The sequence below is a fragment of the Luteibacter sp. HA06 genome (assembly GCF_054061215.1).
This window is the reverse complement of the sequence record NZ_JBSSDZ010000001.1, coordinates 3,631,037-3,657,947: the sequence shown is the minus strand read 5'-3', so window position 1 is coordinate 3,657,947 and position 26,911 is coordinate 3,631,037. Positions and strand designations below refer to the sequence as shown.

Here is a 26,911-nt window from a genome sequence, read left to right as displayed (position 1 = left end):
AATATCTTAGAAAACAGGCCGACTCCGCGGTTCTTCAACCGTGCCTGCGCGGGACGCAGGCGACCCGGTTTCCGCTGGGGGCGTCGCCGTGGGGATCAGGCGGGCGGGCGAGTGCCGTAGAATGGTGGGCAGCCATTATCAACTCCTACTTCAGTTGGTTTGGTTAGCGGGTCAGGGGTGTTCCTAAGGCACCCTTGGCCCGCGCTTTTCACCGCATCGAGCGATGGTTACCTGCGACGTGTTTTTGTCGATGAACGCGGGTGACGGAGTGACCGTAGCAAAACAATTTGGGGTTGTCTGTAGGGGCGGGCCCCGGACGCTCAGATGCTTTGTGCCGGACTCGCGTGTGATTGCGCACGCGCCTGAGTTTGCTCTGCCTGCTGGCTAAGCTCCGGCATGGGATTCTGGGGCTTCATCACATCAGCGCTGCTCTGTTCGAGAGGCGTGTTGATTCCGGCGAGCACGTCGACGGAAGCGTGTTTCTTGAATGGAGAGTTCGCTTCGCCCTGTATGGCGTAGGCCGTCGAGGCGTCCCCTGACAGTGCAACCTGGTCGATCGTGTGCATGCCCTCGCGCCTGGCGGCGACGACAAGGCAGCCAGCGATGTTGGCGGTGATGCCATCGGAAGTGCGGCCCTGCTGTTTGTCTACATGTTCCATGCCGGCCAAGGCCTGTTTGAACATGCCGTTGGCGGGGTGAGAATCCTGGTCCAGTCGCAGAGCAGATGGTGAGGCGGTTTTCTCAGCGGCAGGGACGTGCTGTTCCAGCTGCCTTTCAAGGCGCGCCTGTGTGGAGGGGCCGACAAGGCCATCTGCGTCGAGCCTGTTCTTGGTCTGGAACTCTTCCACTGCTGCCGTCGTGGCAGGTCCGAAGTGGCCGTCTGCTTTCAACGCGTGGCCCTTTGCATCGGTATAACCGAGCTTGTTGAGCTGATTTTGTAGTGCCTCGACATCGTCACCCCGGGAGCCTTCTTTCAAAACGGTGGGATTGGCAGTGGATTCCTGCTTCATCGCGGTATGTGCTGGTTCCTTTTGCGTCGCATCCTGGTTCGTGGGCGTCGCCTTCGGCGCATGCGTGATCTCGTCCGCATAGTTCTGATAGCGCTCCATCTCGGCGCCCATGTTCTTATAGGCTGCTTCGAGCGACATGCTGCCGTCGCCGTACAGCGCCGGGTTACGCTTGATCACATCGTCCGAAAGGACGCTGTCGACTCGCTTGGAACCATCCTGCGCAAGCGCCTTGAGGAAGGCCGGGCCGTCGCCACCACCTAAATTGTGCATGGCGTAGACGTTGGCAGCAGGATCTGCGCCGCCAAGGGCGTTACCCTTTTCGATGTTCATGCGGGTGAATTCGGCGAGCATGCCGGCCTGAAGCTTCGTATTGTTGCGAAGCTCGGCGGTGTTGGTTTGTGCGTCGGTCAGATCCGCAGCACCGGGCACGCCGTATTTTTCGCCGTATTCCCGCACCATGCCAGCCCAGGTCTTGTTGAGGAACTGCCCATAACCGTAGGCGCTTGACATCGCCTTGCTGCCGTCGAACTGCGTGATGGTATTGAGCTTATGGTGCTTCTCTCCCGCGATCGGGCGCGCATGAGGGTCGTAGTGGGATTCGAAGCCGGCGATCTTCGCCATGATGCCGGGATCGATCCCGGCTTTCTGCGCGGCTTCGGCCAGGTCGGGCATGGCCGCTTCCCAACGTTCGTCAAGCTTGTTCGGCTTACTCATGGCGGTTCCTTATGTCAGGAGGTGTGGCGAAAGAACGATCAGGATTTGGCGGGTAGTTCGTAGCGGGCCTTCTTCGTGTCGAAGGGCACGGTGAACTCGGCAACCTTCGCCTTGGCTTTGGTCTTGATGACCTTAAGCGGGAAAAGGCCCGGCGCCGACGGATCTGCCTGTACTGTCATCTCGTAGCGAACCGACTGATCATTCTCGCCGATCTGCGGAATCTCGCTAATGTCCTGAAACTTGTTCTTCCACGCCGTTACGATGCTGTAGTTGGACACCACCGTGCCTTGCCACACGCCACCGCTGGTAAATACCCAGCCGTAGTCGCCCTTGTTGGTCAGCTTCTCCAGTTTTGCGTCGCGGCAACCGCATTCGCCAGCCGTTCCGAAGGTCATGGCCGGTTCCATGGCGATGAAGGTCCAACCCTGCTTGCCACCCAGGCGGATCTTGAACGCACCCATCAGGCCCGGCTGCGCCTGGCTATATCCGTAGGCCGCTACATCGGTGATATCGGTCGCATTCGCGGCCGTGAAGTAAAGGATCTTCGAACCGTTGACATCCAGGACCTCGGGCTTGCCGGGGCGCATGCAATAGTCGGCGCCATCGTCGTTGCCACTTCCGCTGTAGCTGTACGTCCAGCAGGTGTGCTTCGCGTCGTAGGTCGCGCCGTATTGGTCGTCCATGACGGCTTTGACGGTGGCGGCGATGTCTGGTGTGGGGGAAGGGGCAGCTTGCGCCCGTGCCTGAGGCGGCAGCGCCAGGGCGGCTGCGAAAGTCAGGCCGGCGACAACGGCGAGATGTTGGCGGTGTGCGGTGAGCATAAGTAGGTCCATAGCTGGTCTTTACGGATTCTAACTGCGGCTAAGACGGGGAGGAGCTGTCGACTCACGCGACTGCCCCTGCGAAGTGCGCTGGACTACTTCAGATCGAAAGCGCTGTCACGTCCGCCTTCTTCAACAGCCGCGCCGTGAAGTACTTATCCTCGTAATACCGGATCTTCTCGCACATCACCGGGTGCGGGATGCCCTCGTACAAGAACACCTCCTTGTCCGTCCCCATCGCCTTCAGTTCCTGCGGCAGCATCAGCGCGCGTTTCTCTTCCGAGTGGCTCCTGGATACATCGCCGTTCTTGCTCTTGGTGATGTTCTCCCGACGTACGGTCGTGTAGCCCAGCATGTCGGAGTAATCGTTGGCATCCTGTTGCTCACGTGGCGCGAACACGATCTGCAGTGCGTGGTTGGTGATGACCGTGCGTGAAACGTCCTTGCCGTACGTTGCGTCCAGCTGGGCCATGCTCTGGATGATCGGAAGCAGGCGAATGTTGTAACCCGCCATGTACGACACCGCCGAGGCGATGATTTCCACCTTGCCGATCGACGTGAACTCGTCCATGAGCAGCAGGCACTGGTGCTTGAGCTCCGGATTGTTCTGCGGCAATTCCTTCGTGTTGAGATTGATCAACTGGCTGAAGAACAGGTTGACGATCAGGCGGCTCTCGGCGAGCTTGTTGGGCTGAATGCCGATGTAGATCGTCATGCGCTTCTTGCGCACGTCGGTCAGGAGGAAATCGTCCTCGCTGGTCGCGGCGTCCAACACGGGATTGATCCACGCGTTCAGCGGTTCCTTGAACGTGCCAAGGATCGAAGCAAACGTTTCGTTGGCCTGGGAGAGCATGTTAGCGAAGGCGGATTGCGCGTTTGCGCTCAGGAAGGACTCCTTCGAGAGCGTGGTGTAGAGCTCGCGCAGATCGGTGCCATCGCCGGACGAGAGTCGGTAGATCATGCCAAGGGTCGGCTTGCTACGGACCACGAGGGGGCGGCCGCGCATCTCGTCGTATTCCCATTTCTCGCACAGGTACAGCGAGAACGCCATGAAAGCGTTACGCGCCTGGCTGACCCAGAACTTCTGGTCATCCGAGCCGTCGGGATAAAGCATGGAGGCAATGCTCATCAGGTCCGAGACGCGGAACGCGGGATCCTTCGACACATAACTCAGCGGATTCCAGCGATGCGTGCGGCGGTCCTCGGCGAACGGATTGAACAGGTAGATTTCCTGTCCCTGCGATTTACGCCAACCACTGGTCAGGTCGAAGTTCTCCTGCTTGATGTCGAGCACCACGATGGATTCCTGGTAGTCGAGCAGGTTGGGGATCACCACGCCGACGCCTTTGCCCGAACGGGTCGGGGCGGCGAGGATGACGAACTGCTGGCCGGGGAGACGGACGAGGTCTCCCTTGTACTTCCCCACCAGGATGCCGTTGTCCGCCGGCGAGAGCATCTTCTGCTTGCGCAGGTCGGAAGCGGTCGCGAAGCGCGCGTCACCATGCATGGCCTGTTTCTTCTTCTTCATCAGGAAGTAGAGAACGACCAGCCATGCAATCAGGGGAAGCAGGAAGCCAATCGCCCCCGCGACTTCGATCTTCCAGACATACGGCTTCACTTCCGGCAGGCCCATGGCCCGGATGTAGCCCCAGTAGGTGTCCCACTTCAGCGGTACGTCACGCAACCTCAGGAAGAGGAGGGTGAGGTAGCCGGAAAAGAAGTTGCCCGCAACGAGAGCAGCTGCGCCGAGGCCGGCTGCCCAATATCCCCTGTTTTTACTCATGTGAAATCTTGCCTTTTATCCCTGGGTGTTTCGTTGTCACGTCTCAAGTCGTGGCCGTGCTCGGGAGCAACTTTGGATCGCTAGTTCAGGGACTCATGTCCGCGTCATCACGCTTCACCGTCGACGCCTTCGCGCTCGGCCCTGGGCCGCCCAGAACGAACGCATGAGGGCAGACGTCGGCGAACAATTGAGCCGACACGGGATTGAAGCAGTACTGGCTAATAACACCATACGTTCCCAGCTCCTTGCTGATCGGGAACCAGCAGTCTTCGGGGACGCCGTAGGTGCAGAACGTAAACGGATCATTGTTGTAGTACGGAATGTATCGGTAGAAGCCTTCTGCAGCGGCGAGGCCGGTTGTGAGGCCGAATATCAGGGTGATCAGAACCAACTTTTTCATCGTCGTTCCTTACTGTGATGGGTGCGCGGTTGCAAGTATCGGTCGCAGTTGAATGTTGTGGTGGCGGGGGTGAAACGTTCATGATCTGCCACAGGATCAGGTCTACTGATGGGGCGTGCCGGATGTGATGCTTATCGAAAACGTGTGAACGCGATCCTTGTACCTCGCGGGGCTTTCTTCACCGATATCGACGCGCTTCATGTCGATATCGGTGTAAGAGTCATCAGAGAAATACTTCGTTACAGTGCCGTTCTTCATGACGTTATTGTTGAAGATCGCAGCACTGAAGCTGACGATGTCGTGCGAAAAGTTCGCGTTAGCACCGACGACGGCCCAACGGCAGACGCCCAAGCCGAAATAGTCCTCGTCCTGCACGAGATCGGCCACAAGGCTGGCTCTGTAGCTATTTCGGGCTGTCGGCGTCAGCTCAATGGCGATGCGCTTCTCGGGTACCAATGTCGCACCAATAGCTGGTGCCAAGGGTACGCAATCCCGATTCACAACTTTATAATCGACAGTGCCATCGACGTGGTCAAATACGCCCGGCGCATTCTGCACCGTGACGGTAAGGCCACGACGAATACGAGGGGCGGGATTTAGCTTGATGTCGACGTCCTTCACGTCGGCACCGTACGAAACAGGGGCGGCGGAAACGAGCAGGGCGCAAATGACGATCGATAGCGTCACCGACGCACCTGGCTCGTTGCGATAAGTCATATGTCGGCTCTCCCGCTCACGGTCCATGAGGTGACGGACCTTGTCGCTGCTGGTTCTGCGGCGTCTGCTGCTCGGCGACCGGTTGGCTCTGCACCCGCGCCTGCTGTATGGCCTGCTGCTGAATAGTCTCGCTGCTCTTCTCCAGCGGAGTGGCCATGGCCTGCTGGGTGTCTACTTCAGCGACCTGCTTGAAGGGCGAATTGACATCGCCCTGGACAGCGTAGGCTCGGCTGGCATCGCCGTTCAGGGCGACCTGATCGATCCGCGTAAGGCCCTGGGTCACCGCACTCGCCGCGAGCGAGCCGGCAAACTGGTCACTCTGTGCGTCGGGCGTACGCCCGTGCTGGGCGTCGAGCTTGTACACGCCGTCGCGCGCCTGCTGGAACATGGCATTCTGCGGGTGGTCCGGCGAGTCGAGGCGTGGTGGTGTATCGTGCTTGAACCACGACGACGGATGACTCACGGTATCCCAGGCGTGCGAGGCCTTCTCGCCGATCGCGTGCAGACCTTCGGAGACGTCTTCCTTGACGTGCTCGTAAGTCTCCCTGACCTCATGGGCTACGTTCTCCGCCGTCTGTTCGACGGCGTGGACTCCCTGCTCAACCTTGTCGACCACGGCGTGACCCACAGCCCCGACTTCCTCGGCAATCGTCTTGGGCACCTCCCAAGGCGCGGAAAGGCCCTTGCGGATATCCATGACATCGTCGCGGTAGCGGTCGATCATGCCCGCGTGTTCTTTGTAGAGGTTTTCGGCTTCGGGGTTGATGATGCTGTGGCCGAGCGTCTTGCCATCAGGAACGAAGTTATCAATGGCGTGCGAGCTGAAATCGATGGCAGCTACCGGATTACGCGGACTGAGTATCCCGCCGTTGTCGCGATATCCGGCTTTCGACAACGTGTCGATGTCTTTCTGATCCGCGTAGACGCGTACTTCACCGAAATGCGGGCTTGCGGCGCTGACGACATCGCCCGCCCGCACGTGATCGATCACCTGATTACCGCCTTCTGGTACACCGTAAAGGCTGGCCGCGCCGTACGCATTGAAGGTTTCGCCCTTCAGGCCAAACTTTGCCGCCTGAATTTCGGCGAGCGTGCCACCCAGCGAGTGCCCCGTCACGGTCACGTTCATAGGATGGTGATTCACCTCGGCGTCGATCTTCTCCGCGTCGAGCACCCGCTGCGTGAAGGTGGCTGCGTCGTGCGCCTGCGCGTTCACGCCTGTCAGCACCATGCCAGCATCGACGCCGCCGTCGTGTACCGGTTCCCGACCGAACTCAGTGCCTCGATATGCAATGACAACCTCATTGGTATCAAGGCGCCGGTAAGCCGTCCCCTGAAAGCCCGTTGCAGGATCATCCATGAAGTCGATGGCCTTGTAAGCGACACCGCCGAGGGTAATTTCCTTCTTTAGCTCAGGATTCTGGTACGAGTTTTCCGCCAGTAAGGCGTAGTCTGTTGAGCTCAGGGTCACGGCGCTTTCTCCTTGGCCGTGAGCTCGATCGAGAAGGTGCGGTCAGCATCTTCCTTGAAGTCTTCGCGATGGGAGTTACCGGTATCGACGCGCTGCGTCGCCGACAGTTCGTACGATCGGTCAGAGAAAAACCGGATCACCGGTTTTCCGGCGATCAGTTCGTCATGAAACAAGCTCGGCGAGAAGTAGAGCTCGTTTACCTTGAAGCTGACATCAGCGCCAATCAGGTTCCAGTGGCAGATTCCCATGCCGAAGTAGTCTTCGTCACGAAGCAGATCGACGTACAGGTCGCCTTTGAACGTGTGATCGTCGACGCGATGGAGCTCAATGGGTACCCGTTTCTCCGGAAACTGAGCAGCCCCCGTAATAGGTGTCAGCGGCACGCATTGGCGGTCCGTTACCTTGTATTGCACGGCACCTTCGATCCGGTCGAATGGGCCAGGCGCTCCCTGGACGACGGCGGTAATCTCGTAACGCATGCGCGGATTCGGGTTGAGCTTGATATCAGGGTTCTTCATGGTGGCACCGTAAGCAAGGGAGGTCAGGGAAAGGAGCAGGGCAGCGATGGTGAGTGATGTCTTCACCATGCGGCACCTGTGCAGTTGCGATGTGTCATCGGGGTCTCTCCCTTGCTTGAGCCAGGTGGCTAACTTTTGCGGAATGCACGTTCACGCCAGGCATTCTTGGTCCTTATTTGGGGTCAGGGCATGCCCGGTGCTGCCGGGCCTTGCGGTTGCCGTGTCGGCTGACCCTGCGTCGGGTCAGATGATTGGGCCTTGGTCGCCGCGACGCTGCTTTGCTCCAGCGGCGTGCTCACGGCTTTCTGCGTTTCCACCTCGGCCACCTTCTTGTGCGGTGAATTCAGGTCACCTTGCACCGCATAGGCGTGTTTGGCATCGTCGCTGAGCACGACGCTGTCGATGCGCGTGAGCCCCTGCGCTTTGGCCGAAGCCGTGAGCGAGCCTGCGAACTGGCTGCTCTGCTGGTCGGGCTCGCGTCCATGCTTCGCGTCGAGGCGGTGTACGGCGTCCAGGGCTTGTGTGTACATGCCATTGTCGGGATTCGCCTTGTCGTCGAGCCGCGGACTGACCAGCGCCTGTCGTGCGGCATCAACCTGCTTCTGCGTCTCGATAGCGGCGAGCGAGCCTGGCCCGGCTACGCCATCGGCGGTGAGCTGATGATCGCGCTGGAACGCCTTCAGGGCGGTTTCGGTACCGGGACCGAACTTGCCATCGGTATGCAAGTCGTGGCCGGCGGCGTCCTTGTAACCCAGGCGTGCGAGATTGGCCTGCAACATGCGGACGTCCTCGCCTTGCATGCCCTCTTTCATGACCTCACGCGAGGTGTTGAACAACTCGCCAGCGCCAGCGCCCTTGTCCAGGCGGTCCATGACTTCGGGCGTGAGCTTCTTCTGCCATTGCGCGAAGCGGTCTTCACGATCTTCGAGGCCGTTGTATTTGCCGTTGATTGCCTTGGTCGCCGCCTTGACGTCCTCGCGGGCGCTCTCGGGAACGCGGTTTTCCCAATACCAGGTAGCGATCTTCGCGGCGTTCTTCGGATCGGCGGCAAGCTCGGGATGCTTGACCAGATCCAGGTCGAGGGCTTCGCCTGCGGCCCGATAGTTGTCCTTACCCGTGAGCTGGATATACCCCCGGCCGTGGTACTTCCAGCCATCGCCGGGTTCGTCGTTGCCGTTGCGGCCGCCGTACATCAGTTCGGCCAGATGTTCCGGCTTACCCTGCAGCGCCTCTTTGCGCGCGGCTTCGAGCACCTTGGGGCCCTCGCGCCACGCGGACTGCACCGGTATCTGCGAGATATCGCGGGTATAACGAAAGCTCTCCTCGAGGCGGTTCAACCCATTGGACTCATGGGTGACCTGCGCCATGAAGTTGGCCAGTTCTTTGGGTGAGGTGATGCCCGCCGCCGCGGCGTCGTTCAGCACCTGGGTTTCACGATCAATCGCCATGTGTAGCTCCTGTGGATCCTGTGCACGCCCTTCTCAGGGCAGCGTCACCTCGGGAAGACTCGTAGGGTCGAAGTCTGCAAACGCGACATCGCCCAGCGTTTCCGCGGTGAGAACGAGTTGCCGGTGCTCTCCCGATTCGGTGTCCTCTACCTGCCGCACGACGCGTACCAGCCGCCAGGTGGCGGCCGATGCGACGTAGCGAAAGTTGTATTCATCCGACCAGCGCTCCCTGCTGCCGCCGCCATTGGCGATGGTGAAACCACCGTCGTCAATGCGCGTGTAGCCGTAGGGATCGCCAGCCACGCCTCCGCTGCCAGCGCTCGGAATCACGCTGAGGCTGGAAGCGGCTTTCTCGAACTGGCCACCCGGGTTACGCAGGAGCAGTACGAGTTCGCGTGCGGGCCCTTCGCCCAGTTTCGGTCTGTGAGGCGCGGGCGGGTCGAGCACAAGGAGTGCTCCCTCCCTCCCGTCACCGGTGAGATCGCCGATCAGCATGTCGAGGATTTTCGCCCCCTGCGTTGCGACGCCTTCAGGTCATCCATCTGGCACTTTTCCCGTCCTGTCCGTCCCGCAATAGTAATCGAGACGTTTGTTTTTCGGTGTAGTCGCCACGTCTCGGTGGCGATTCTTCGAGGAGCACGTTCACACCGGGCGCGCCTGCTGTTGCTGTTGCTGCTGATCCTGCTGCGTCGGCCCCGGCAACGGCGTCTGTTGTGCGCTCTGGGCCAGCGTCGCCGTGCTCTGCTCGAGCGAGGTAGACATGGCCTGTTGTGTCTGCACTTCGGCCACGCGCTTGAACGGCGAATCGAGCTCGCCCTGCACGGCATAGGCCCGGCTGGCATCGTCGCTCAGCGCGACGTGGTCGATACGCGTGAGGCCTTCCTTAGCCGCGCCAGCGGTGAGCGAGCCGGCAAACTGGCTGCTCTGGTGATCCGGGGCGCGGCCATGCTGAGCGTCCAGCTTATGCACGGCATCGCGTGCCTGGTTGAAAAGGCCGTTTGCCGGATGGTCGGACGAGTCGAGGCGGGGGCCGACGTGATTCAACTTGCCCAGCGCGGCCATGGTGTCGTTGCCTGCGACGCCATCCTTGTGGAGATGATTTGCCTCCTGGAAGCGTTCCAATGCGGCTTTTGTATGGGCACCGAAATGGCCGTCCGGCTTGAGCTCGTGCCCATGTTCATCGCGGTAGCCCAGACGCTTGAGCGACTCCTGCATCGCCTGCACGTGCGTCCCTTCGTCGCCCTTGCGCATGGCACCAGCGGTGGACGCAGCGGTTGGCGGAGCGTGCGCAGCAGGCGGGGAAGCCGGGGAGGGCGTGGCGACGGCAGGCTGCGCGTTGGCCGGCGTGCCATGCATCGGCGCCGGCTCATGCGTACGAAATTCGGCCTTGGCACGCAGGGCGCCGACGACCTCCATGTGCGAGGTCCAGTAGCCGCCATCCTTCATCGTGACCTGGCCGGGACCGGTACTGGCCTGCGAGCCGATGAACTCCAGGTTGCCCTTCGCGTCATAGCCTTTGACGATGCCAACGTGCTGGTCGGAGCCGGTGCGGCTCTTGAGCATGATGATGTCGCCAGGCTGCAGGTTGGCGGGCGGCTTGCCGCCCTGGGCCGGCGGGATGACGTCGAAGTGCTGCCGGCTGTAGGGCGTGACGTTGTGGCCGTTGTAGAGCCTGGATGTGGCAAACGGCTCATTGCCGACATCGTAGCCAGCGTCCTTCAGGCCACGCCAGACGAACGACGAGCAATCGACGCCCCGCAGGCCATCGTGGTCGTTGTCCTGCTCGGTGCGGCTGCTGTCGGTGACGTGGTTGCCACCATGGTTCGCGCGCTGCATGTCAGGGCGGCCGTACTCGTAACCGACACCGGCGTTGAAGTAGTGATCGTTCGCGTGCTCGTAGATATCGCGGCTCATGGCATCGTCTCCGTCAAGGTCACTTCAGGCCCATGGAATAGAGTTCGACCGAATCCTCGTCGACCCAGCCGGCCGCACAGCCGCCGGTGAAGTCGCCCGAGGTACCGAGCCAGTCGCACTTGGCGGCGGGCGGCGTGCCGACCCACTCGATGGGCTGCGCCTTGCACAGGTCGCTGCCTTTGCAAGCGGGAACGCGCTCTGCCGGGTAGGCCGCAACGTAGTAACGCTGTGAGGCGCCCGCCTTCTTCGCCGTGGCGATGACACAGAGAAACTGATGCTGCTTGAGCTTGGCCATCGGCTTGGACAGGCTGGCATCCAGGCGCGTGCCCAGGGTGGCCCCGGCGTCATCCATCACCTGACCGAATGACATGTCGCCGCTGCAATCGGAGAGGTCGACGGCATACCCATCCGAGGTGCAGGCGGCATTTCCGTAGCTGTCCTTGTGGCACTCCGCTTTTGCGCCGGGATCGATCTTGAGCAGGCGGGCTTGCAGGGCGGCGGGTGCGCGTGCCGGATTTGGCGCGGCCGCGAAGGCGCCCTGAACCACCATGAAGAGTGCGAGGAGTGCGGTGATGCGTCGTGAAATCATCGAGGTTCCCAGGTTGTGAAAGGGAGAGTGCGTCGTTGGCGGCGTGAGCCGGCGGCTTCGATTAATTGCCATGGCCATGCACCAGAGGATGTGGCGATGGCTGCTGGGCATGTTCCTGAGCCGGCTGCGTTGGCTTGGCCACGCTATCGAGCGCTTCCGTGCTCTTCGCGATAGGTGTTGTCACCGCTTGCTGCGTCGGGACCTCAGCCACACGTTTGAGCGGCGAGCTGGGATCTCCTTGCACGACAAAAGCACGACTGGCGTCCTCACTCAGTACCGCGTGGTCGATACGATGCATGCCTTCCTTGTGCGCGGCTGCGGCCAGGGCGGCGGCGAGGTTTTCACTCTGGGCGTCGGGTGCCCTTTTGTGCTGTTCATCGAGACGATGCACGGCGTCGCGAGCCTGCGCAAAAAGGCCGTGATGCGGGTGCTCCGGCTGGTTCATCATCGGCGCCGCGCACATGCCCGCCACCTCGCCGGCAGGGTAGCCGTAGGGTGCGAGCTGGCGATGGTGGTGGCCATGTCGATGCACTTGCGGTAATGGCGCGAAATCGATCGAGTCTTCCATCACATCCCGCTGCTGCTCCATCTCGAGCAACGGGTCGGGGCCGGCGACGCCATCGTCGTCTCCGCCCATCCGGCGCTGTGCCGCCCTGGCCGCATGTCGTGTGGCCCGATCATGGTGGCCATGGGTCCGGCTATCCCGTTTGCGTTCGTCATCGCCGTAGGCATCGGCACCCATCCGCTGCATGACCTCGGGTGTCAGGCGCTTGTCCCAGGCATCGAAACGATCCATGCGATCCTGGAGGCCGTTGAATTTGCCATTCACTGCCTTGGTCGCTGCCTTGACGTCCATGCGCGCGGCTTCCGGAACGCGGTTCTGCCAGTACCACACCGCGATCTTCGATGCGTTTGCGGGCTCGGCCGCGAGTTCGGGCTTGTCGGCCAGATCCAGGTTCAATGCGGCGCCAGCGGCCACATAGTTGGCCTTGCCAGTGAGCTGGATATAGCCACGCCCGTGATATCGATAGCCGTCACCCGGCTCGTCGTTACCGTTGCGACCGCCGTACATCAGCTCAGCCAGCTTTTCCGGGCTACCGCGCAGGGCTTCCTTGCGTGCCGAGTCGAGCATCTGGGCACCCTGGCGCCATGCGGATTCAACGGGAATCTGGGCGATGCCCTTGGTATAGCGAAAGCTCTCCTGCAGGCGGTTTAACCCATTGGACTCATGGGTAACCTGGGCCATGAAGTTGGCCAGTTCCCTGGGAGAGCGGATGCCCGACGCGTAGGCGTCGGACAACACCTGTGTTTCACGATCAATCGTCATGTGTAACTCCTGTTTGACTCTCTGTCGGCTGTCCTCCTGGAATGCCTGTGCCCACCTGTCCTGGCGGGGTGGTGCGATGGATCAGGGGAGCGTTACCTCCTTCAGGTGCGATGGATCGAATGTCTCGAACCTGACCTGGCCGAGCTCTTTCGGGGTCAACTGCAATGACTTCTGCTTGCCCGTAACGTTGTCGGTCACCTGACGCGTCACCAGACTGACGAACCAATCCTTCTTATCGACCGAGTACGTGAAGGTGTACTCGTCCGACCAGTGCTCGCGTCCGCCGCCGCCATTGACGATGGTGAAGCTGCCCTTGGCGACCTTGCTGTAGCCAAACGGATCGCCCGACGTACCGCCGCATGCTTCGCAGGGCACGATGTGCGCGTTGGAGGCGACTTTCCGCAGCTGCCCGGAGGCATCGCGTATCAGCAGGACCACGTCGCGGGCCGGACCTTCGCCAAGCTTGGCATCGGCAGGGGCGGGCGGGTCGAGAATTAGCAGCGCATCCGGACGGCCATCATCGTTGAGGTCGCCCTTCTGGGATTCGAGGATGCGCGAGCCACCGGTCGCGAACGACTTCAGGTCGTCCGCAGGGGCGGTAGCGGCCATGGCCCAGTTGGACCATGACAAGGCGACAAGGCAGAGTGCGCTGAGTTGTAGGTTAGCCTTCACGTTTGTCCTTTGCTTTTGAAACTCGGCCTTTGGGCCGGTGGGTCAATGGTTATTGTCGCTGCGTAGCGGGGTGAGCAGCTGGCAATTTTTGCCGCCGTTTTCGCCGCATTGGCGCATAGCCATTTCGACGGCAGTGTTCTGCATTGCTCTGATCTTGGTTATACGGCGATCCTGGTTGTAACAGGTTCATGATCAAGCGCTCGGATCCACGGTGAGTGACCCGTACTTCACTAGATTTTCGTTCCAAGCGTGTTTCGCAGCCCTGTTGATATTGGAGAATCCGTAGCCGGTTCACGAGATTGGCTCCCCGTGGAGATTCGTCACGGCAATCGACTTGCATCCTACTGAATACGAACCGGAACCGCGCACTGGCTATAGAGCACGCGGCAGGTCTGTGCATCACCGCACTTAGCAATGACCCTCGACTCGGCCTCGCTCTTGTTGGCTGCAGTTGCGCTACTGTAAATGCCGGCAGCGGACTGCGTTATGGCGGCACACTGATTATGGTATGTCAGCACAACCTGACAATGGATTCCTCCCTGGGCCGCGCAATCGTCGAGCGCACTGTGGCTTGCCCGATCCTCATTGAAGCCGTCGGAAGTTGACCCGCTTGCATCAGCGTCGAGATCCATTGCAACGGCCCCCCATCTATCTTCCCAAACGGCTCGCGCAGGCGCAGGTATGAAGGTGCCCGCCTCAGACGGCTGACCATACGGCGAGCCCGACACAGTAGGCGGGATGCAACCTGGATTCCCCGCGCCAGGAATGCCAGCCCCACATTGTGCCCACGCCAATGGCATGTAGATCAGAAGCGCGCACGCGATAATTTTCATCTTGGTCATGTCGTACACGGCACTCGTTTGTTCGACGCGGTAGGAATTCTCTGATGGCGTGGAGGAGTTGCGCATCGATCATTCAATTCTGTTCGTCTGTGCATAGGTCTGTTCTTAGCGTTGATGACAGGCTCTCGTTTGAGAAAATTGTCGGATCACTTCACGCGAAAAGGGTGTACACAGAACTCATAAACGACTTTGCACATCGATCCATCTCCGTAACGCTGCAACACCCGCGAGGTAGCTTCATTGGGATCGGCGGCGGTTGCGGTGCTAATTGCCCCCGCTTAAAGTGTTCTGCGCGACCGCTACGCAATAATTCTCGACCGCGATCGTTACTACGCATTGCGCGCGCCTGGAATACTGAGCACACACTCTGTTAGGCGAACAGCACTAAGGCGAGGAGCTTGAAATGGTTCATGGTCAAGCGGTCCGATTGGTTTTCTGAAACTCGTCAAGCACTGGGTTCGCGCTCCGAGAATGTTTCCGGTCCTGGCAACACGGGCAGCCAATCGAAGGTGCACGATTTGACTGCTCGCAGGCGGCGTTTTGTATGATCGCTTTTCGTCTTACTGAACACGAATCGGAACCGCGCATTGGCTGTAGAGCACGCGGCAGGTCTGTGGGTCGCCGCACTTGGCAATGACCCGAGACTCGGCCTCGGTCTTAGTAGCCGCGGTTGCGCTACTGAAAAATCCGGCTGCAGCTTGAGTGATCGCAGCGCACTGATTGTGATAAGTGAGGACAATCTCGCAATGCCTCCCTCCTTGATCTTTGCAATTCGCGAGCGCGCTACTAGTCGCCCGATCTTCTGAAGTGCTGTTGGTGACAGTGCCGCTCGCGTCTGCGGCGAAGTCCATTGCGACGGCTCCCCATCGGTCTTCCCAAACAGCTCGGGCCGGTGCAGATGTAAACGCACCGGGGTCTGATGGCTGGCCATACGGTGAGCCGGGAGCGGTCGGGGGGATACAACCAGGATTCCCTGCACCGGGTATGCCCGCACCGCATTGGGCCCACGCTAACGGCGCGTAAACCAACAATGCGCACACAGCGATTCTGAGTCTCATCATGTCTGGTCGCGATCAGTAGTGCGGTATTTGGTCGAATCGGTTACGGCAACATTATCGGTCGGGAGTTGGAGACCACGCGCGTGAGCTTGCTGCCCCTGCCCGCCGAACGTGCGATTGCCAGCATCCTGTTTAGTCATCGGTGTTTGACTCTATCCACCGCCGCCCATAGCAGCCTGCCGCCCCTGCGCAATTGCCTGCTGATCCTTCCCCACGCAACTGCGAGCCCACGTTGCCGAACGACGAGTAGGAGGCGAACTGGCCAAGCGTGCCCTGGAAGAACGCGGCCGCCATGGGCGGAGCCATGACGATCAGGGCCGACAGCGACGCCGCCTTGCTGCAAGGCCATGCCGTCGGTGTCACCGACGCCGGCCATGGCCGCAAGGTACTTCACCGCGAAGGCTGCGGTGATCGCCTCCATCATCTTCATTGCAACCCGCCATTTCGGATAAGACAGCCCGTGAGAACACGTTATGTACCTTTACTTCACTCTAATCGGGAATGCGCACTGGCTGTATATAAGCGTGCAGGCGGCCCCGGCGGTGCATTTGGCCCGAACACGTGATTCGGCCTCTGGTTGTCTTGCGGCGGTCGCCGTGCTTACCACTCCATTGGCTGACTGAGCGATTGCAGCGCACTGATTCTCGAAAACGAGAATGGTTACGCAGTGTATGCCGCCTTGCCCTTCGCAGTCTGAGATGGCACTTCGCGACGCGAGATCCTTTGTTTGACCGTCAGTTACTGATCCGGAAGCACCGTTATCGAAATCCATAGCGGCGGCGCCCCATTGCTGCTGCCACACCTGTTGGGGAGGAAGCGCCGCGGGTGGTGCCGAATCATATGGTTGCGCATAGGGCGAGCCAGGAGCCGTAGGTGGGATGCATCCGGGATTGCCAGCGCCCGGAATTCCGGGTGCGCACTGCGACCATGCAACAGGCGCCTGACTAAGTAAGGCTAGAAAGAAGATTTTTTCTAATTTCATCGACATCCCCCATTAGTGCACGCGGACAGCGTAAGAACATAGGCTATGAATGACCTGGGTCCAGCCGACTGTCGCATATCCCTGAAAGACTAGAGAAGTGCGGATCATCATCCGAGCGTTAGGGTTTGGTGGCGTACACCCAGGCTCGCCGGTTTCAGGTTCCGGTCTTGCATTGAGACCAAGCGAAAAGCAAGTGCGAGTTCCCAGAGGTCTCCAACATGCATTCGGCTTTACAATCTTCGTCGCATCTTCGGCTGCGATGATTGATCCAGCAGTGTGCTTCAACGCGCGGGATGCGGATGGCTACATTTGCTATAGATGACCTCGCAGCGATTCCCGCCCTTGCATGCTCCGAGCGCCCGTTGTTCAGCGAGTTCAGTGGTCGCGCCGGTGTTGCCGTGCACCGTTCCGCCATCAGGCTCCTGCACCATTGCGGCGCACTGGTTGTCGAACGTAACCAGCACCTTGCACTTGTTCCCACCGTTCCTCTTGCAGAGATCGAGAGCAATGCTCTCTGCCTCGTTCTGACTGTCGCGGTCTTCGACAGTTCCACCTCTATAGTCCTCATCCATCGCGACGGCTCCCCAACCCCCCACCCACCTCACGGCGGGTGCGACGGGTGCGGCTGGCATATCTCCACCTTGGTTATATGGGGATCCGGGTTGTGTAGGTGGAATGCATCCCGGATTACCGGCGCCCGGAATTCCGGGCGCGCACTGCGACCAAGCGATGGGCGCGTGCACAAGCGAGGCTATCAAGAGAATTTTCGTCAATTTCATCGAATTGGTGACCCTAATGCTTGAATTCGCCCGGCTTTATATCGTCGCCATTTGTTGGTGCTGGGCTTGAGCCATACGCCATTAGGCTTGCTTGGCGCGACCCTTGCGACTGAGTCTGGAACTGCCGCTGTGCGTCTTGTTGGGGCGGAGGGTTGTAACTACCACTGCTCGCGGCAGCCTGCCGCCCCTGCGCAATCGCCTGCTGATCCTGCCCACCCAACTGCGAGCCCACGTTGCCGAACGACGAGTAGGAGGCGAACTGGCCAAGCGTGCCCTGGAAGAACGCGGCCGCCATGGGCGGAGCCATGACGATCAGGGTCGACAGCAAGAGGCCGACGCCGCCTTGCTGCAAGGCCATGCTGTTGATGCCGTCCGTGTCGCCGACGCCGGCCATGGCCGCAAGGTACTTCACCGCGAAGGCTGCGGTGATCGCCTCCATCATCTTCATTGCAATACCCACCATGACGGATAGGACGGCCAGTGAGAACACGGTTCCTATGCCGTATAGCAACCACTTACTGAATAGTTGCTTTGTCTGGTCGAAGAGCAGGCACATGATGAAGAACGGTCCGAAGCCTATGAAGAGGGCGAGGGCGATCTTGTTGAGCAGCAACATGGAGCCGGCGATGACGCTGGGCCCGGCAATGCCAATGCCGGTGAACCATCGGTTACGGTCTTTGGATTGCTGCTCGGGATCCTGCTTTCCTGTATCCACACTGTCGATGATCGCCAGTGCCACCTCCATCTGGGCGAGATTCTTGTCGATGGATTGGAAGGGAGTATCGCCATCGGAGGTGACGTAGCTGGCGATGGCCGATGACATGCCGTCACTGAGTACCCAATACGCCGAACTCGACGAGTAAGCCGCAGTGGTGGCAACGAAGACGATGAGCGTGGCACGAAGCGCGTCGCCCACGAGCACCATCATGGGCTGGCGCGACTGGCCGGTGACGATACGGAAGCCCTGGAACATGATCCACACCGTGAGCACGCTCACGGCAACGAAGCCGATAACGGTGGCGGCCCCGGAGAGCAGGCGCCACTGCATATAGTCGATTTCGGTGCGGAGAAAGTTGTTGATCTCCGTGAAGAAAACGAAGTTGGTCGCAACTCCGCCCGGATCGCTCATGAACGCGACGGCCGACTTGCCGAGTAGGCTTCCCATCACCATGTGAGCGAATTCCTTGCCATGTTGAGAGTCACGTCGCGAGGCATCTGCGGCGTGGAATGCGTGATGCCTGCCCGAGCAACGAGAGACTTACCAGCCATTGGACTGTCCGATGGTCAGCGTTTGAATGCCATCTGGCTTGCTTGATTGCACGCCCTTCAGCGCGCCGGTTAGCGCCACGCCGCTGATCAGGCTGCTAATCTGGGAGCTGAGGTCGATCGAGCCAACGCCAGGCAAATTTACCTGCGTCCACGAGGCTTTGGGCTTGCCTGTGTTGGCCGAGCGAGAGAGCTGCGCCTGCGCCGTTCGCAGATAGGTCAGGTTCGCGGTGTAGGCATAATTGACCGTCGCCATCTGCTGCTGATCGAGCGCAATGAGGTTGTAGAGGGCGGTGAGTTTGTTGGTGTTGTCTTCGAGCTTGCCGTACTGGTTGGCGTCGTTTTCATCGATCTTTGCTCGCTCATCGAGCAGGCTGGTCAAGATCGCATTGCGTTTCGCGTTGGTCTCGTACATCAGGAGCATGTACTTGTACTGCGCGTTCTGGATGGCAACGATCTGCTTGCAGTTGGGTTGCTGGGCACTCGGCAACTGCGTGCAGTTGCTGCCGTCGTCGAGCGTCGCAGAAGTCGATGCCGACGCGGGAAGCGCCTGGTCCGGATCGGCGACACGGTCACCCGGCCGGGTGAACGGCTGGCCATTGGTCTTGTTGCCGATAACCATCTTTTTATTGATGGCGTCGAGGTTTGCGTTGAGCGTATTGCCGCCACCGGACTGGGAATCACCGAGGGCCTTCTTCATGTCCGTCGTGTCGTTGTTCGTGTTCTTGGTGTTGTCCTTGATGTCGGATAGCTTGTCGTTCGCCTGCGAGTCGTTGACTGACCATGCATCCTGCGCATGAGCGACAGGCGCGATGACGCATGCCAGCAGTAGGGCGGCAACCAGGGCTTGGAGCCGGCGGCCAAGGACGCGCGACACAGGTCGATTGATTTTGATCGTTGGCATGGGAGCCTCCATCGTCAAGGGGAAGATCAAACGGCAGCGCTGCGCGTGGGGCGCGTCGCTTGCGGGCCGGATGGCGTGGGCTTCTTGCCGCTGCCTTTCCGGTTTTCATAAAAGGTTTCGAGCCACTGGTCGGGGCGGAGTTCGTCCGACGAGACGCCTTCGGCGGCGGCACGCTGCGCGAGGACCTCGTGCATGATTTCAATGTTGTCCGTGGAGGCCGAAATAACGGCAAGTGCATCGTCCATGCCGCGCAGGTTGAGCTGGCAAACTGCCGAAGCGTGGCCCTGCTTGACCAGGAATCGGCGCGAGCGTTCGTCGAGGCTGACCACGACCTGGTACTCGGCTTCCGTCAGCTTCAGGCCGTCGACATAGTCTTCGCGGCTGGCGTTCGGGTTCGGCAGCAGGATCATCGTCGCCGTCTGCTCGATCAAGGCGGCGGAGATGTCGCTGGCGAGTGCGTCTTCCGGGCTCTGCGTGGCGAAGATGCCCATGCCGTTCTGTTTACGGATGGTCTTCTGCTTGTTCTTCGCGAATTCCTTCAGGCCACCCTTGCCATCGAGGATCTTCCAGAACTCGTCCATGACGTAGATAAGACGGCGGCCGTCGATCAGCGCCTCGAGGCGATGCAGGAGGTAGTTGATGACCGGCGCCCGGACTTCGGGGTTGTCGATGATGTCCGTGTAGTCGAAGCCGATGATGTTGGCCCGGGTCAGGTCTACCGTGTCCTTCGGGTTGTCAAACACCCAGCCCAGCGCGTTGCCGGCGGTCCATTTCCGCATGCGGATGAACAGGCCGTCGTCGCCGTGGTTCGGCAGGCTCTTCTGGAAGTTGGTCATGTTGCGCAGGTGCATCGGCGTGTCGAGCATGTTCTCGACAGCGCGGAAGATGTCTTCCTCCTCGCGCGAGCTGTACACGGATTTAGCCGCCAGCACTTTGATGAGGTCAGCGAGGAATTGCGCGTTTTCCTCGGTACGTTCGCAGTGGAACGGGTTGAAGCCCGTGGGCTTGCCGTTCTCCAGCGCGAGGTAATTACCGCCGCAGGCACGCACGAAGATCTCTGCGCCGCGATCCTTGTCGAAGAAGAAGATCGTCGGTGCGGGGTCGAGCTTCTGCACCTGGCTGAGCAGGAAGTTGATCAGCGCCGTCTTACCGGTACCCGACTTACCGATCACCATGGTGTTTGCGATGGCCTTCTCACCGTAGGAGTTCTCGGCGGGGTGGGTTGCGTGGAAGTTGAAGTAGTACGGCTGCCCATTGGTCGTCTGCAGGGTGGTGACGCAACCGCCCCAGGGGTTGTTTTCTTTCTTGCCCGTGGCGAAGTTGTGCAGCGGCGACAGGCCGAGGAAGTTCAGCGAGCTGACGTTGGCCAGACGGGTACGGTACTTCCAGTTACCCGGGAACTGCGCGTAGAACGCAGCGGTAACGGCAAGGTCTTCCTTGACCGAGACGAAGCCGGCGTTCGAGAGCTCGGCACGCGTGGCAGCGATGTGTTGCGAGAGTGATTCCTGCGAGTTGGCGTAAAGCGTCATGGTGAAGTGGTACTCGCCCAGCACGAAGTTACCGGAGGCGAGCTGATCCATGGCCTGATCCATCTCGATGATCTGGCTGACGGCCTTGTCACCGGACGAGATCATCATGCCCTTGGTCCGCTCGAGCGCCTTCAGCGCGTCCTGGCGACCCATGGGGCTGAACGAATGCGTGATGATGTATTCGAAATCGAGGTACTTCAGGCCGTTGAGGATGCCCGGGTACGTACCGTCGACGAATTCCTTGATATTCAGGATCGCGCCGAAGTGATTGACGCCTGAAGGCGTGGTCAGCACGAAGTCGCCCGTCTTGGACGAGAAACGTTGGCGGCTGACCGGTAGGTAATCTTTCACCGGAGCGTCGAGCACCGGAACGGGCTCGTCGATGCGGTTGAGAACGTAACCGTAGAGCTCGAGCACTTCCGAGAAGACGACGCCGTTCGGCGCTTCGTACATCCCCAGCCGCGACGGTGCGTAATCCTTGAGCACGGCCTCGACGTTGCTGGCGAGTTCCAGAATGGTGGCGATCGCCTGGTTCTGCTCGGAGAGCAGGCGGGTAGGATCGCTGGATTTTTCAGCAAAGCGCTTGCCCGAAACGATCGGGCGATACAGCATCGTGACGTACAGCTCGTTTTGCATCAGCTTCTGCGTGGATAGTGCCTCGTAGTAGGCATCCGACATGGTCTGATTGAACTGGTGATTGAACTTGTCCTTCGTCTTGAGGCTGCGACGGCGACGGATGTCGTGCACCCAGAAAGCCACGTTCACGAAGTCCGGTGCACGCAGCGTCTGCAGCATGCGGTTGAAGGTGTTGTGACGATGCTCGAGGTCCCACTCCTCGCGTCCCACGAACGGTAGGCCCGCCAGTCGCCAGACCAGCATGTAGTCGCCCCCGGTCGTCTTGAGGACGGTCGGCGAGACGTGGGTGGAGAGGGGGATGTATTCGCCGATGGGTGCGTCTGGAGTGAACATAGCCTGGCTACCGTAGGAAACGCGAAAAAGGCCCTGGCAGGACATCTGCCAGGGCGTCTGTGCTACTTACCGTTTCGCCTTCCCGGGCTCGCGATAATTGTTCGGTGTGAACACCCACATGCCTTCGTGCTCCGGAAGATTCCTGACCCGCGTGCGGAACTGCAGGCGCAGACCGAGCAGGCGGAAGATCATTTCGTCACGGCGAGCCATCTGGCGCATCGTGAAGACGTTGATCGGAATCAGCAGGAGAAACCACATGTTGAAGTACATCGCCATCAGCAGCCCGCCACCCGCGCCCACGAAAAAGGGGATATAGGGAACCCCCATGAACATGGGCGGACGCGTGCAGCCACGAAAAAGCGCGTTCTTATACACTGAGGTGCAGCAGGTGCATGGCAGCGTTGGCGGCGTCGATCAGGATCGCCTTGCCGCTGCTCGAGGTGCACGCGGTGCTGCCGCCGGAGCCGTTACCACCGACGACCATGCTGGCCACCTGGGCTGCTGCGCCGATAAGCACGCCGCCGATCAGCGCCGGCGCCACATCGGCAATACGCTTGTGGGCGAAAGCGATCTGGTAACCGGAGAAGATCACGGCAATCGTGACGACGACGATGGATGCGGCGTTGAGCAGCGAGTTGATGTTCTGGAAGAAGCCACAAACCTTCGTCGAGGTCGCGCCGACGTCCTGGCCGACAACGAACGTCGGCAGCATCAGGACCATTGCGAACGCGAAGAAAGCGAGCTTGCGGGACAGCGGAGTCTTCGACGAGTCGTAAACGGTGTTGAGGGAGGACAGGGCCATCTCAATAATTCCTTATTGAACAGTGCAATCGTGAATGCGGAGGTCGGATGACCGCCGCGCGGTGGTGGCGGCCCGAAGGACAGCCGTTTTGTCGAACGGCATGCGAGGAAAAACACCCTTGCATGAGGTGGCCCTAAGGCCATCGCGACAACCGGGGTTACCGGTCGCCAGGCGATACGTGGTGGACGTCCCTGGTACGGACTGTCCTTGATACTCAAAAGACGAAAGCGCCATCTCCCCCTCCTTGTCGAAGATCGGCCTGATCCCTTCCGGGAACAGCGGGCGCGGCGCTGGCCGGTGCGGCTGCCGACGGCGACGGATCGTTTGGCCCATGCACCACGGGCACGAAGATTCCGTTGGCGCCTTCGGTGGCCGCCGGCGCATTACCCGCCGCGTTTGCCGAAATACCGATCTGTGCCATCGCCGCCGCCGTCGCCGGATCCGTCGCGATGGCCCTTGCGACGGGGCCGGCGGTGTTCGGGATCTGCATCCCAACCTGCGCCATGGCCGCCGCGGTGGCCGGATCCGTGGGAATCCGGCCCGTGGGTGCGCCCTGCGAATTCACAGGCATGGGCGAGGTGACCTGCGCGAGCAAGGTCGCCGTTGCCGGATCCGTATCAACGACGAAGCCAGCCGGGGCGGGGCGGTTGACGCCTGCTGCTGACGCCACGGCGGGTGCGAGCGCGGCGGACAGTGCCGCATCCGCGACGCTGCGCATGGCGACGCGATAAGCGCCGTTGTCGGCACCGACGAGAGGCGTGCCACGGTTGGCAGCCTTACTCGCGCCGTTGCTGATCAACTGGACAGGAATCGGACTGGCATTGGTCGCAGCAGCCTGACGGGCCATGGAGGCGAACACTTTCTGGACGTAACCATCCTGGTATCCGGTCGTGAAGTTGCCGGAGTAGTAGCAGCTGAACGCCTTGCCCCAATCGCCGCCGGCACTCGCATAGCACTGCGCGAGGATTCGTGAGCCGGCAACAAGGTTGGGGCAAACGTCAAAGGCTTTTTCGTAGCTGTCCAGGCCGAACTTGCCGAAATTGGCACGGTTCACCTGCGCCACGCCCAGGGAATAGTTGTAGCCCTTGTCTTCGAGCATGCGCACGGTCGCCACCGCCTCGTCGAGATTCTGAGGCTGGCGAACGAGCTGCGCGCCGACGACGCCGATCGCAAACGGGTTGCGCGACGACTCGACATTGACCACGTGCTGCATCACCTCGGCCGGGACGGCAAGGTTAGGGCACGACATCATTTCCATTCCTGGTACCACCGATACAACTCCTGATTAATCACCGGTTAGTTCTAGTGCTACCCCCCGCCCGCCGTGAGACCGCGGGCCGGGTTGAAATCAATGCCGGTTATGTGGCGGCGTCCGGCATGTGCCTTTATGTGTACGACGATATCGATAGTCATCATGAGCAGTCGTTTGATCGTCTCGAATTCGAGTCCGGCACCTTCCGAGGATGCCTTCACCATGAGCGCCAACTGATCCCAGGTCTGCTCCACGCTGCCTGCATGGCAGCTTGTGATCGACCCCGGGTGTCCTGATGCGCAATTTCGGATGAAGTAAAACGACTCGTCGCCACGGAGCTCGGCGAGGATGATCCGGTCCGGCTTCATGCGCAGGCAGGCCTCCATGCAGCTCTTCGCGGTGACATTGCTGGTGCTCTGCCCACCCTTGGAATAAAGCAGGTGAACAACGTTAGGCTGATCGATGAAGAGCTCGCGGGCATCTTCGATGGTGACGAGTCGCTCGTAGCTGGGAATGTGACCGACCAGCGACTTCATGAAAGTGGTCTTGCCACTGCCGGTGGCGCCGGCAACGACGATGTTCTTCTTGCTGATGACGGCATGCCGGAAGAAATCGGCATAGCGACGTTCAGCGCGAAGTTCGAGCAGCTCATTGTCGGCCTGGCTGATCGCATTGGCGCCTTCGAGGATCTGGTCGAAGAAGCCATCTTCCTGGTACTGCGCCAACGATTTGCTCTGCTTGGACGGCAGCCGAATCGTGATCGACACCCGGCCCGCTTCCACAGCGGGTGGCAACACGAATTGGGCGCGCTGGCCGGTGGGGAAGGTGAGCGACACGACGGGATCGGCATCGGTGATGCGCTGGCCGGTGTTGCTCTCGTTTACCACAGCGGTACAGAACTGACGGGCGCGTTCGAACGTGAGCGTGGGAAGATCCACGCGCTCCCACTCGCCGCGCCGTTCCAGATACAGCTCGCCCGGCCGATTGATGCAGATTTCGGTCACATCGGTCGACGTAAGCAACTCCTGGATGCCCAGTACTTCGTACTGGTAGTCCAGGAAGTCGTTGCCGACCGAGGCCATGGCGGGTTCGTTCATCATTTCTGCCGTATCAGTAGCGAGCGACAACGCCGCTGAAGTCGACGTCCTTGGCGACATAGATTGCCAGGACCGTGCCCTGGTTGATCGTCACGGTTGCGGGCCGGTTGGCAGCGCGCTGCACGGCACTGTTCGAGATCGACTGCAAGGTGGACGCGGTATTGCTCTCGAACGGATTCTGCGTGACCACACCGTTGCTGATCGCCGTCTGCTTCGGACCGTGCTCGGCGGCCTCGTACTTGAATGCGTCGCTCAGCATCGAGATCAGCAGAGCGGAGCCGATACGGCTTCCCCAGTGGGCGTTGTAGTAACCGGGATGGCCGGCGCCGCCCAGCGTGTCGATCCCGGGACTGGCCATATTGACGTCGATGCCGGTGGGAGTGACCACACGGTCCCAGATCACCGCGACGCGTGGGCCGTTGGGCTCCATCTCGTACTTACCCATCACTTTCGAGCCCTTGGGAAGCAGCAGTCTTCTACCCGTGAACGAGTACACCGGCTCAGTCACCACGCACGAGGTGAAGCCCGGGATATCCGTGATGATCCGCGTCTCGAGCACGCAGCGAATGAAGGTGCCCCGGAGCATGAGCGTATCGGGATGCGTCAGGGGCTCGGCGCTGGATACTTCGGGTAACGGCTTCGAGCTATACGCGCCATTGACCGGCACGCCGCCGTTCGGGACTGGCGCACCCGGATAACCAGGAAAGCCCATGCCACCCATCATTCCCGGCTGACCACCCTGGCTACCGCCGTACTGACCGCCGCCGCCACTGTTCGGCCCAGCTGCCTGGGCAGCGTCGCCGACATTCATCATCCGGCGCTCAAGCAGCGACGGGCCGCGCGGACCCTGGTTCGTCGGCATCTGCGCGGGACGCAGCTGTTCCGGGGTGGGAAGCGGGGGAGGCGGGGCGAGCGCGATTGGCTGCGCCTGGACGTGCTGCGGAAGTGCCGGCGTCGGCATGACCTTCGGTGCCTCGGGAACGTTGACCTCTTCCTCGCGCGGCTTCTCGGCAACCTCTTGTTTGGCGGCGCCGCCATGGAGGAAGAAGAACGCCGCAAGCAAGAGCAGCGCAACGATGCCGCCGAGGAAACCCAGGGCGCGCCGGTTCATCCGACGCATGTCGTTCGCGGCTAGCTGTGGAGCACCGGCGTCCAGATCGGGCTGCGGCGCTTGAGCACGCTGCTGCGAGTACGGATTACCTGCCAATGGATCGTGGTGCTCTGCTGCGTCTTCACGCGGCGGCACCTGATCTGGCTGATGTTCGTCGTCCGGATGATATGGATTGTTCGGGGTCACTTCTTTGTGTTCCTTCGCAGGCCCACGACGTTGTCGTCGTGTCGGATGACGAGGTAGTTGTACGTGCCATGGACGACGAGCGTGTTGCCCTCGACCGTGGTGTTCACCACCGAATCCTCACCGTGTTCCTTTTCGCGCATATAGACCGTTGGGAAGTTACCGGTGGGGAACTGCTTGAGATCCGGCATCTTGATGTAGGTGAAGCGACCATCGTCGTAGACGTTTACTGGCACGAGCCAAGGCGCGGTTTTTCGCTTCTTGGCGTAGTCGTAATCGAAGTTGTAGTCGCGCCCCTTCACCAAGCTCGTGTCGAGCTCCGGCGTCGCTGCCACCTTCTTGGTTTCCGATGTGAAGCTCGTGTCGGCCGGGTAGGTGAAGGTGACTTTGTACTGCACACCCGCATGACGGGCCTGATCGAGTGTTTTCCAGTCCGTCGCGACGACCTTTAGCTCGAAGATGTACGAGTGCGTCGCCGTGCGAATCATCATGTTCGTATCGACGTCGACGTTCTTCGGCTTGATGTAAAAAACGTTGTCGCGACGCGTGAGGTCCCAGCCGCTGCTGAAACCCGTGCTGTAATCGAGCACTTTCTCGTTGGGGTTCAGTTCGATCTGCGTGGTGATGCCCAGTCCGGTACGCACCGTGTAAATGTGGTCGGGCTGGTACTCATAAGGCGTGACGACCTGGGCGCTGACCGATCCCGCCAGCGCGCCGAGCGCGAGGCAGGCCGACATAGCAAGGCGAAGCGTG

The 26,911-nt window shown here is 60.5% G+C and carries 25 protein-coding genes and 1 pseudogene; all 26 read right to left on the bottom strand.

Annotation, left to right across the window (positions count from 1 at the left end):
- Positions 1-320: 320 nt before the first annotated feature.
- Positions 321-1,724 carry an XVIPCD domain-containing protein gene (locus ACVWWJ_RS16875; RefSeq protein ID WP_456968798.1) on the bottom strand — a complete coding sequence of 468 codons (1,404 nt, stop codon included), beginning with the start codon at positions 1,722-1,724 and terminating at the stop codon, positions 321-323.
- A 38-nt stretch (positions 1,725-1,762) separates the two neighbouring features.
- Complete coding sequence (locus ACVWWJ_RS16870; protein WP_456968797.1) at positions 1,763-2,545, bottom strand: hypothetical protein; 783 nt, start codon at positions 2,543-2,545, stop codon at positions 1,763-1,765.
- Positions 2,546-2,645: 100 nt separating this feature from the next.
- Positions 2,646-4,328 (bottom strand): type IV secretory system conjugative DNA transfer family protein, encoded by a 1,683-nt coding sequence (locus ACVWWJ_RS16865; protein WP_456968796.1) that lies wholly within the window; start codon positions 4,326-4,328, stop codon positions 2,646-2,648.
- Between the two features lie 85 nt (positions 4,329-4,413).
- On the bottom strand, positions 4,414-4,728 hold the full coding sequence (locus ACVWWJ_RS16860; RefSeq protein ID WP_456968795.1) for a hypothetical protein: 315 nt from the start codon (positions 4,726-4,728) through the stop codon (positions 4,414-4,416).
- 102 nt (positions 4,729-4,830) lie between these two features.
- Positions 4,831-5,445 carry a hypothetical protein gene (locus ACVWWJ_RS16855; RefSeq protein ID WP_456968794.1) on the bottom strand — a complete coding sequence of 205 codons (615 nt, stop codon included), beginning with the start codon at positions 5,443-5,445 and terminating at the stop codon, positions 4,831-4,833.
- A gap of 16 nt (positions 5,446-5,461) precedes the next feature.
- Positions 5,462-6,916: an XVIPCD domain-containing protein gene (locus tag ACVWWJ_RS16850; RefSeq protein WP_456968793.1), complete on the bottom strand. Its 1,455-nt coding sequence runs from the start codon at positions 6,914-6,916 to the stop codon at positions 5,462-5,464.
- Complete coding sequence (locus ACVWWJ_RS16845) at positions 6,913-7,503, bottom strand: hypothetical protein (RefSeq protein ID WP_456968792.1); 591 nt, start codon at positions 7,501-7,503, stop codon at positions 6,913-6,915. The genes ACVWWJ_RS16850 and ACVWWJ_RS16845 overlap by 4 nt, the downstream gene beginning before the upstream one ends.
- 113 nt (positions 7,504-7,616) lie before the next feature.
- Entirely contained in the window at positions 7,617-8,882 is a 1,266-nt protein-coding gene (locus ACVWWJ_RS16840) for an XVIPCD domain-containing protein (protein WP_456968791.1), read from the bottom strand.
- 33 nt (positions 8,883-8,915) lie between these two features.
- Complete coding sequence (locus ACVWWJ_RS16835; protein WP_456968790.1) at positions 8,916-9,377, bottom strand: hypothetical protein; 462 nt, start codon at positions 9,375-9,377, stop codon at positions 8,916-8,918.
- 147 nt (positions 9,378-9,524) lie between these two features.
- Positions 9,525-10,796, bottom strand: a complete 1,272-nt coding sequence (locus tag ACVWWJ_RS16830; RefSeq protein ID WP_456968789.1) for an XVIPCD domain-containing protein — start codon at positions 10,794-10,796, stop codon at positions 9,525-9,527.
- A 19-nt stretch (positions 10,797-10,815) separates the two neighbouring features.
- Positions 10,816-11,385, bottom strand: coding sequence for a hypothetical protein (locus ACVWWJ_RS16825; protein ID WP_456968788.1), 570 nt, complete (start codon positions 11,383-11,385; stop codon positions 10,816-10,818).
- Between the two features lie 61 nt (positions 11,386-11,446).
- Positions 11,447-12,712, bottom strand: coding sequence for an XVIPCD domain-containing protein (locus tag ACVWWJ_RS16820; RefSeq protein ID WP_456968787.1), 1,266 nt, complete (start codon positions 12,710-12,712; stop codon positions 11,447-11,449).
- Positions 12,713-12,793: 81 nt separating this feature from the next.
- Entirely contained in the window at positions 12,794-13,384 is a 591-nt protein-coding gene (locus ACVWWJ_RS16815) for a hypothetical protein (protein WP_456968786.1), read from the bottom strand.
- A gap of 341 nt (positions 13,385-13,725) precedes the next feature.
- Positions 13,726-14,184, bottom strand: a complete 459-nt coding sequence (locus ACVWWJ_RS16810; RefSeq protein WP_456969729.1) for a DUF4189 domain-containing protein — start codon at positions 14,182-14,184, stop codon at positions 13,726-13,728.
- Between the two features lie 602 nt (positions 14,185-14,786).
- On the bottom strand, positions 14,787-15,284 hold the full coding sequence (locus ACVWWJ_RS16805; protein WP_456969728.1) for a DUF4189 domain-containing protein: 498 nt from the start codon (positions 15,282-15,284) through the stop codon (positions 14,787-14,789).
- 481 nt (positions 15,285-15,765) lie between these two features.
- Positions 15,766-16,266, bottom strand: coding sequence for a DUF4189 domain-containing protein (locus tag ACVWWJ_RS16800; RefSeq protein ID WP_456968785.1), 501 nt, complete (start codon positions 16,264-16,266; stop codon positions 15,766-15,768).
- Between the two features lie 281 nt (positions 16,267-16,547).
- Positions 16,548-16,898 carry a DUF4189 domain-containing protein gene (locus ACVWWJ_RS16795; RefSeq protein WP_456968784.1) on the bottom strand — a complete coding sequence of 117 codons (351 nt, stop codon included), beginning with the start codon at positions 16,896-16,898 and terminating at the stop codon, positions 16,548-16,550.
- A 160-nt stretch (positions 16,899-17,058) separates the two neighbouring features.
- A complete protein-coding gene (locus tag ACVWWJ_RS16790) occupies positions 17,059-18,216 on the bottom strand; it encodes a type IV secretion system protein (protein WP_456968783.1) in 1,158 nt (385 codons plus the stop codon).
- Positions 18,217-18,303: 87 nt separating this feature from the next.
- The gene (locus ACVWWJ_RS16785; RefSeq protein WP_456968782.1) at positions 18,304-19,215 is read right to left on the bottom strand and encodes a hypothetical protein; all 912 of its coding nucleotides are present in this window, start codon (positions 19,213-19,215) and stop codon (positions 18,304-18,306) included.
- Positions 19,216-19,241: 26 nt separating this feature from the next.
- Positions 19,242-21,713 carry a VirB4 family type IV secretion/conjugal transfer ATPase gene (locus tag ACVWWJ_RS16780; protein WP_456968781.1) on the bottom strand — a complete coding sequence of 824 codons (2,472 nt, stop codon included), beginning with the start codon at positions 21,711-21,713 and terminating at the stop codon, positions 19,242-19,244.
- 66 nt (positions 21,714-21,779) lie between these two features.
- Positions 21,780-22,088, bottom strand: coding sequence for a type IV secretion system protein VirB3 (locus ACVWWJ_RS16775; RefSeq protein ID WP_456968780.1), 309 nt, complete (start codon positions 22,086-22,088; stop codon positions 21,780-21,782).
- Positions 22,081-22,515, bottom strand: coding sequence for a TrbC/VirB2 family protein (locus ACVWWJ_RS16770; protein WP_456968779.1), 435 nt, complete (start codon positions 22,513-22,515; stop codon positions 22,081-22,083). The genes ACVWWJ_RS16775 and ACVWWJ_RS16770 overlap by 8 nt, the downstream gene beginning before the upstream one ends.
- Positions 22,516-23,361: 846 nt before the next feature.
- Positions 23,362-23,773: pseudogene (locus tag ACVWWJ_RS16765) on the bottom strand (lytic transglycosylase domain-containing protein); the annotation flags it as partial.
- A 50-nt stretch (positions 23,774-23,823) separates the two neighbouring features.
- Positions 23,824-24,867, bottom strand: coding sequence for a P-type DNA transfer ATPase VirB11 (virB11, locus tag ACVWWJ_RS16760; RefSeq protein WP_456968778.1), 1,044 nt, complete (start codon positions 24,865-24,867; stop codon positions 23,824-23,826).
- Positions 24,868-24,877: 10 nt separating this feature from the next.
- Positions 24,878-26,161 carry a TrbI/VirB10 family protein gene (locus tag ACVWWJ_RS16755; protein ID WP_456968777.1) on the bottom strand — a complete coding sequence of 428 codons (1,284 nt, stop codon included), beginning with the start codon at positions 26,159-26,161 and terminating at the stop codon, positions 24,878-24,880.
- Complete coding sequence (locus ACVWWJ_RS16750; RefSeq protein WP_456969727.1) at positions 26,158-26,895, bottom strand: TrbG/VirB9 family P-type conjugative transfer protein; 738 nt, start codon at positions 26,893-26,895, stop codon at positions 26,158-26,160. The genes ACVWWJ_RS16755 and ACVWWJ_RS16750 overlap by 4 nt, the downstream gene beginning before the upstream one ends.
- Between the last annotated feature and the right edge of the window lie 16 nt (positions 26,896-26,911).

Bases quoted from the DNA above. Each gene is read 5' to 3' on its own strand.
- ACVWWJ_RS16820 (WP_456968787.1), bottom strand. From the start codon at position 12,712: ATGACGATTGATCGTGAAACACAGGTGTTGTCCGACGCCTACGCGTCG.
- ACVWWJ_RS16870 (WP_456968797.1), bottom strand. From the start codon at position 2,545: ATGCTCACCGCACACCGCCAACATCTCGCCGTTGTCGCCGGCCTGACT.
- ACVWWJ_RS16790 (WP_456968783.1), bottom strand. From the start codon at position 18,216: ATGGTGATGGGAAGCCTACTCGGCAAGTCGGCCGTCGCGTTCATGAGC.
- ACVWWJ_RS16840 (WP_456968791.1), bottom strand. From the start codon at position 8,882: ATGGCGATTGATCGTGAAACCCAGGTGCTGAACGACGCCGCGGCGGCG.
- ACVWWJ_RS16825 (WP_456968788.1), bottom strand. From the start codon at position 11,385: ATGATTTCACGACGCATCACCGCACTCCTCGCACTCTTCATGGTGGTT.
- ACVWWJ_RS16805 (WP_456969728.1), bottom strand. From the start codon at position 15,284: ATGAGACTCAGAATCGCTGTGTGCGCATTGTTGGTTTACGCGCCGTTA.
- ACVWWJ_RS16865 (WP_456968796.1), bottom strand. From the start codon at position 4,328: ATGAGTAAAAACAGGGGATATTGGGCAGCCGGCCTCGGCGCAGCTGCT.
- ACVWWJ_RS16780 (WP_456968781.1), bottom strand. From the start codon at position 21,713: ATGTTCACTCCAGACGCACCCATCGGCGAATACATCCCCCTCTCCACC.
- ACVWWJ_RS16835 (WP_456968790.1), bottom strand. From the start codon at position 9,377: ATGCTGATCGGCGATCTCACCGGTGACGGGAGGGAGGGAGCACTCCTT.
- ACVWWJ_RS16800 (WP_456968785.1), bottom strand. From the start codon at position 16,266: ATGAAATTAGAAAAAATCTTCTTTCTAGCCTTACTTAGTCAGGCGCCT.
- ACVWWJ_RS16810 (WP_456969729.1), bottom strand. From the start codon at position 14,184: ATGCCATTGGCGTGGGCACAATGTGGGGCTGGCATTCCTGGCGCGGGG.
- ACVWWJ_RS16795 (WP_456968784.1), bottom strand. From the start codon at position 16,898: ATGCCAGCCGCACCCGTCGCACCCGCCGTGAGGTGGGTGGGGGGTTGG.
- ACVWWJ_RS16770 (WP_456968779.1), bottom strand. From the start codon at position 22,515: ATGGCCCTGTCCTCCCTCAACACCGTTTACGACTCGTCGAAGACTCCG.
- ACVWWJ_RS16860 (WP_456968795.1), bottom strand. From the start codon at position 4,728: ATGAAAAAGTTGGTTCTGATCACCCTGATATTCGGCCTCACAACCGGC.
- ACVWWJ_RS16855 (WP_456968794.1), bottom strand. From the start codon at position 5,445: ATGACTTATCGCAACGAGCCAGGTGCGTCGGTGACGCTATCGATCGTC.
- ACVWWJ_RS16830 (WP_456968789.1), bottom strand. From the start codon at position 10,796: ATGAGCCGCGATATCTACGAGCACGCGAACGATCACTACTTCAACGCC.
- ACVWWJ_RS16785 (WP_456968782.1), bottom strand. From the start codon at position 19,215: ATGCCAACGATCAAAATCAATCGACCTGTGTCGCGCGTCCTTGGCCGC.
- ACVWWJ_RS16875 (WP_456968798.1), bottom strand. From the start codon at position 1,724: ATGAGTAAGCCGAACAAGCTTGACGAACGTTGGGAAGCGGCCATGCCC.
- virB11 (WP_456968778.1), bottom strand. From the start codon at position 24,867: ATGATGAACGAACCCGCCATGGCCTCGGTCGGCAACGACTTCCTGGAC.
- ACVWWJ_RS16750 (WP_456969727.1), bottom strand. From the start codon at position 26,895: ATGTCGGCCTGCCTCGCGCTCGGCGCGCTGGCGGGATCGGTCAGCGCC.
- ACVWWJ_RS16845 (WP_456968792.1), bottom strand. From the start codon at position 7,503: ATGGTGAAGACATCACTCACCATCGCTGCCCTGCTCCTTTCCCTGACC.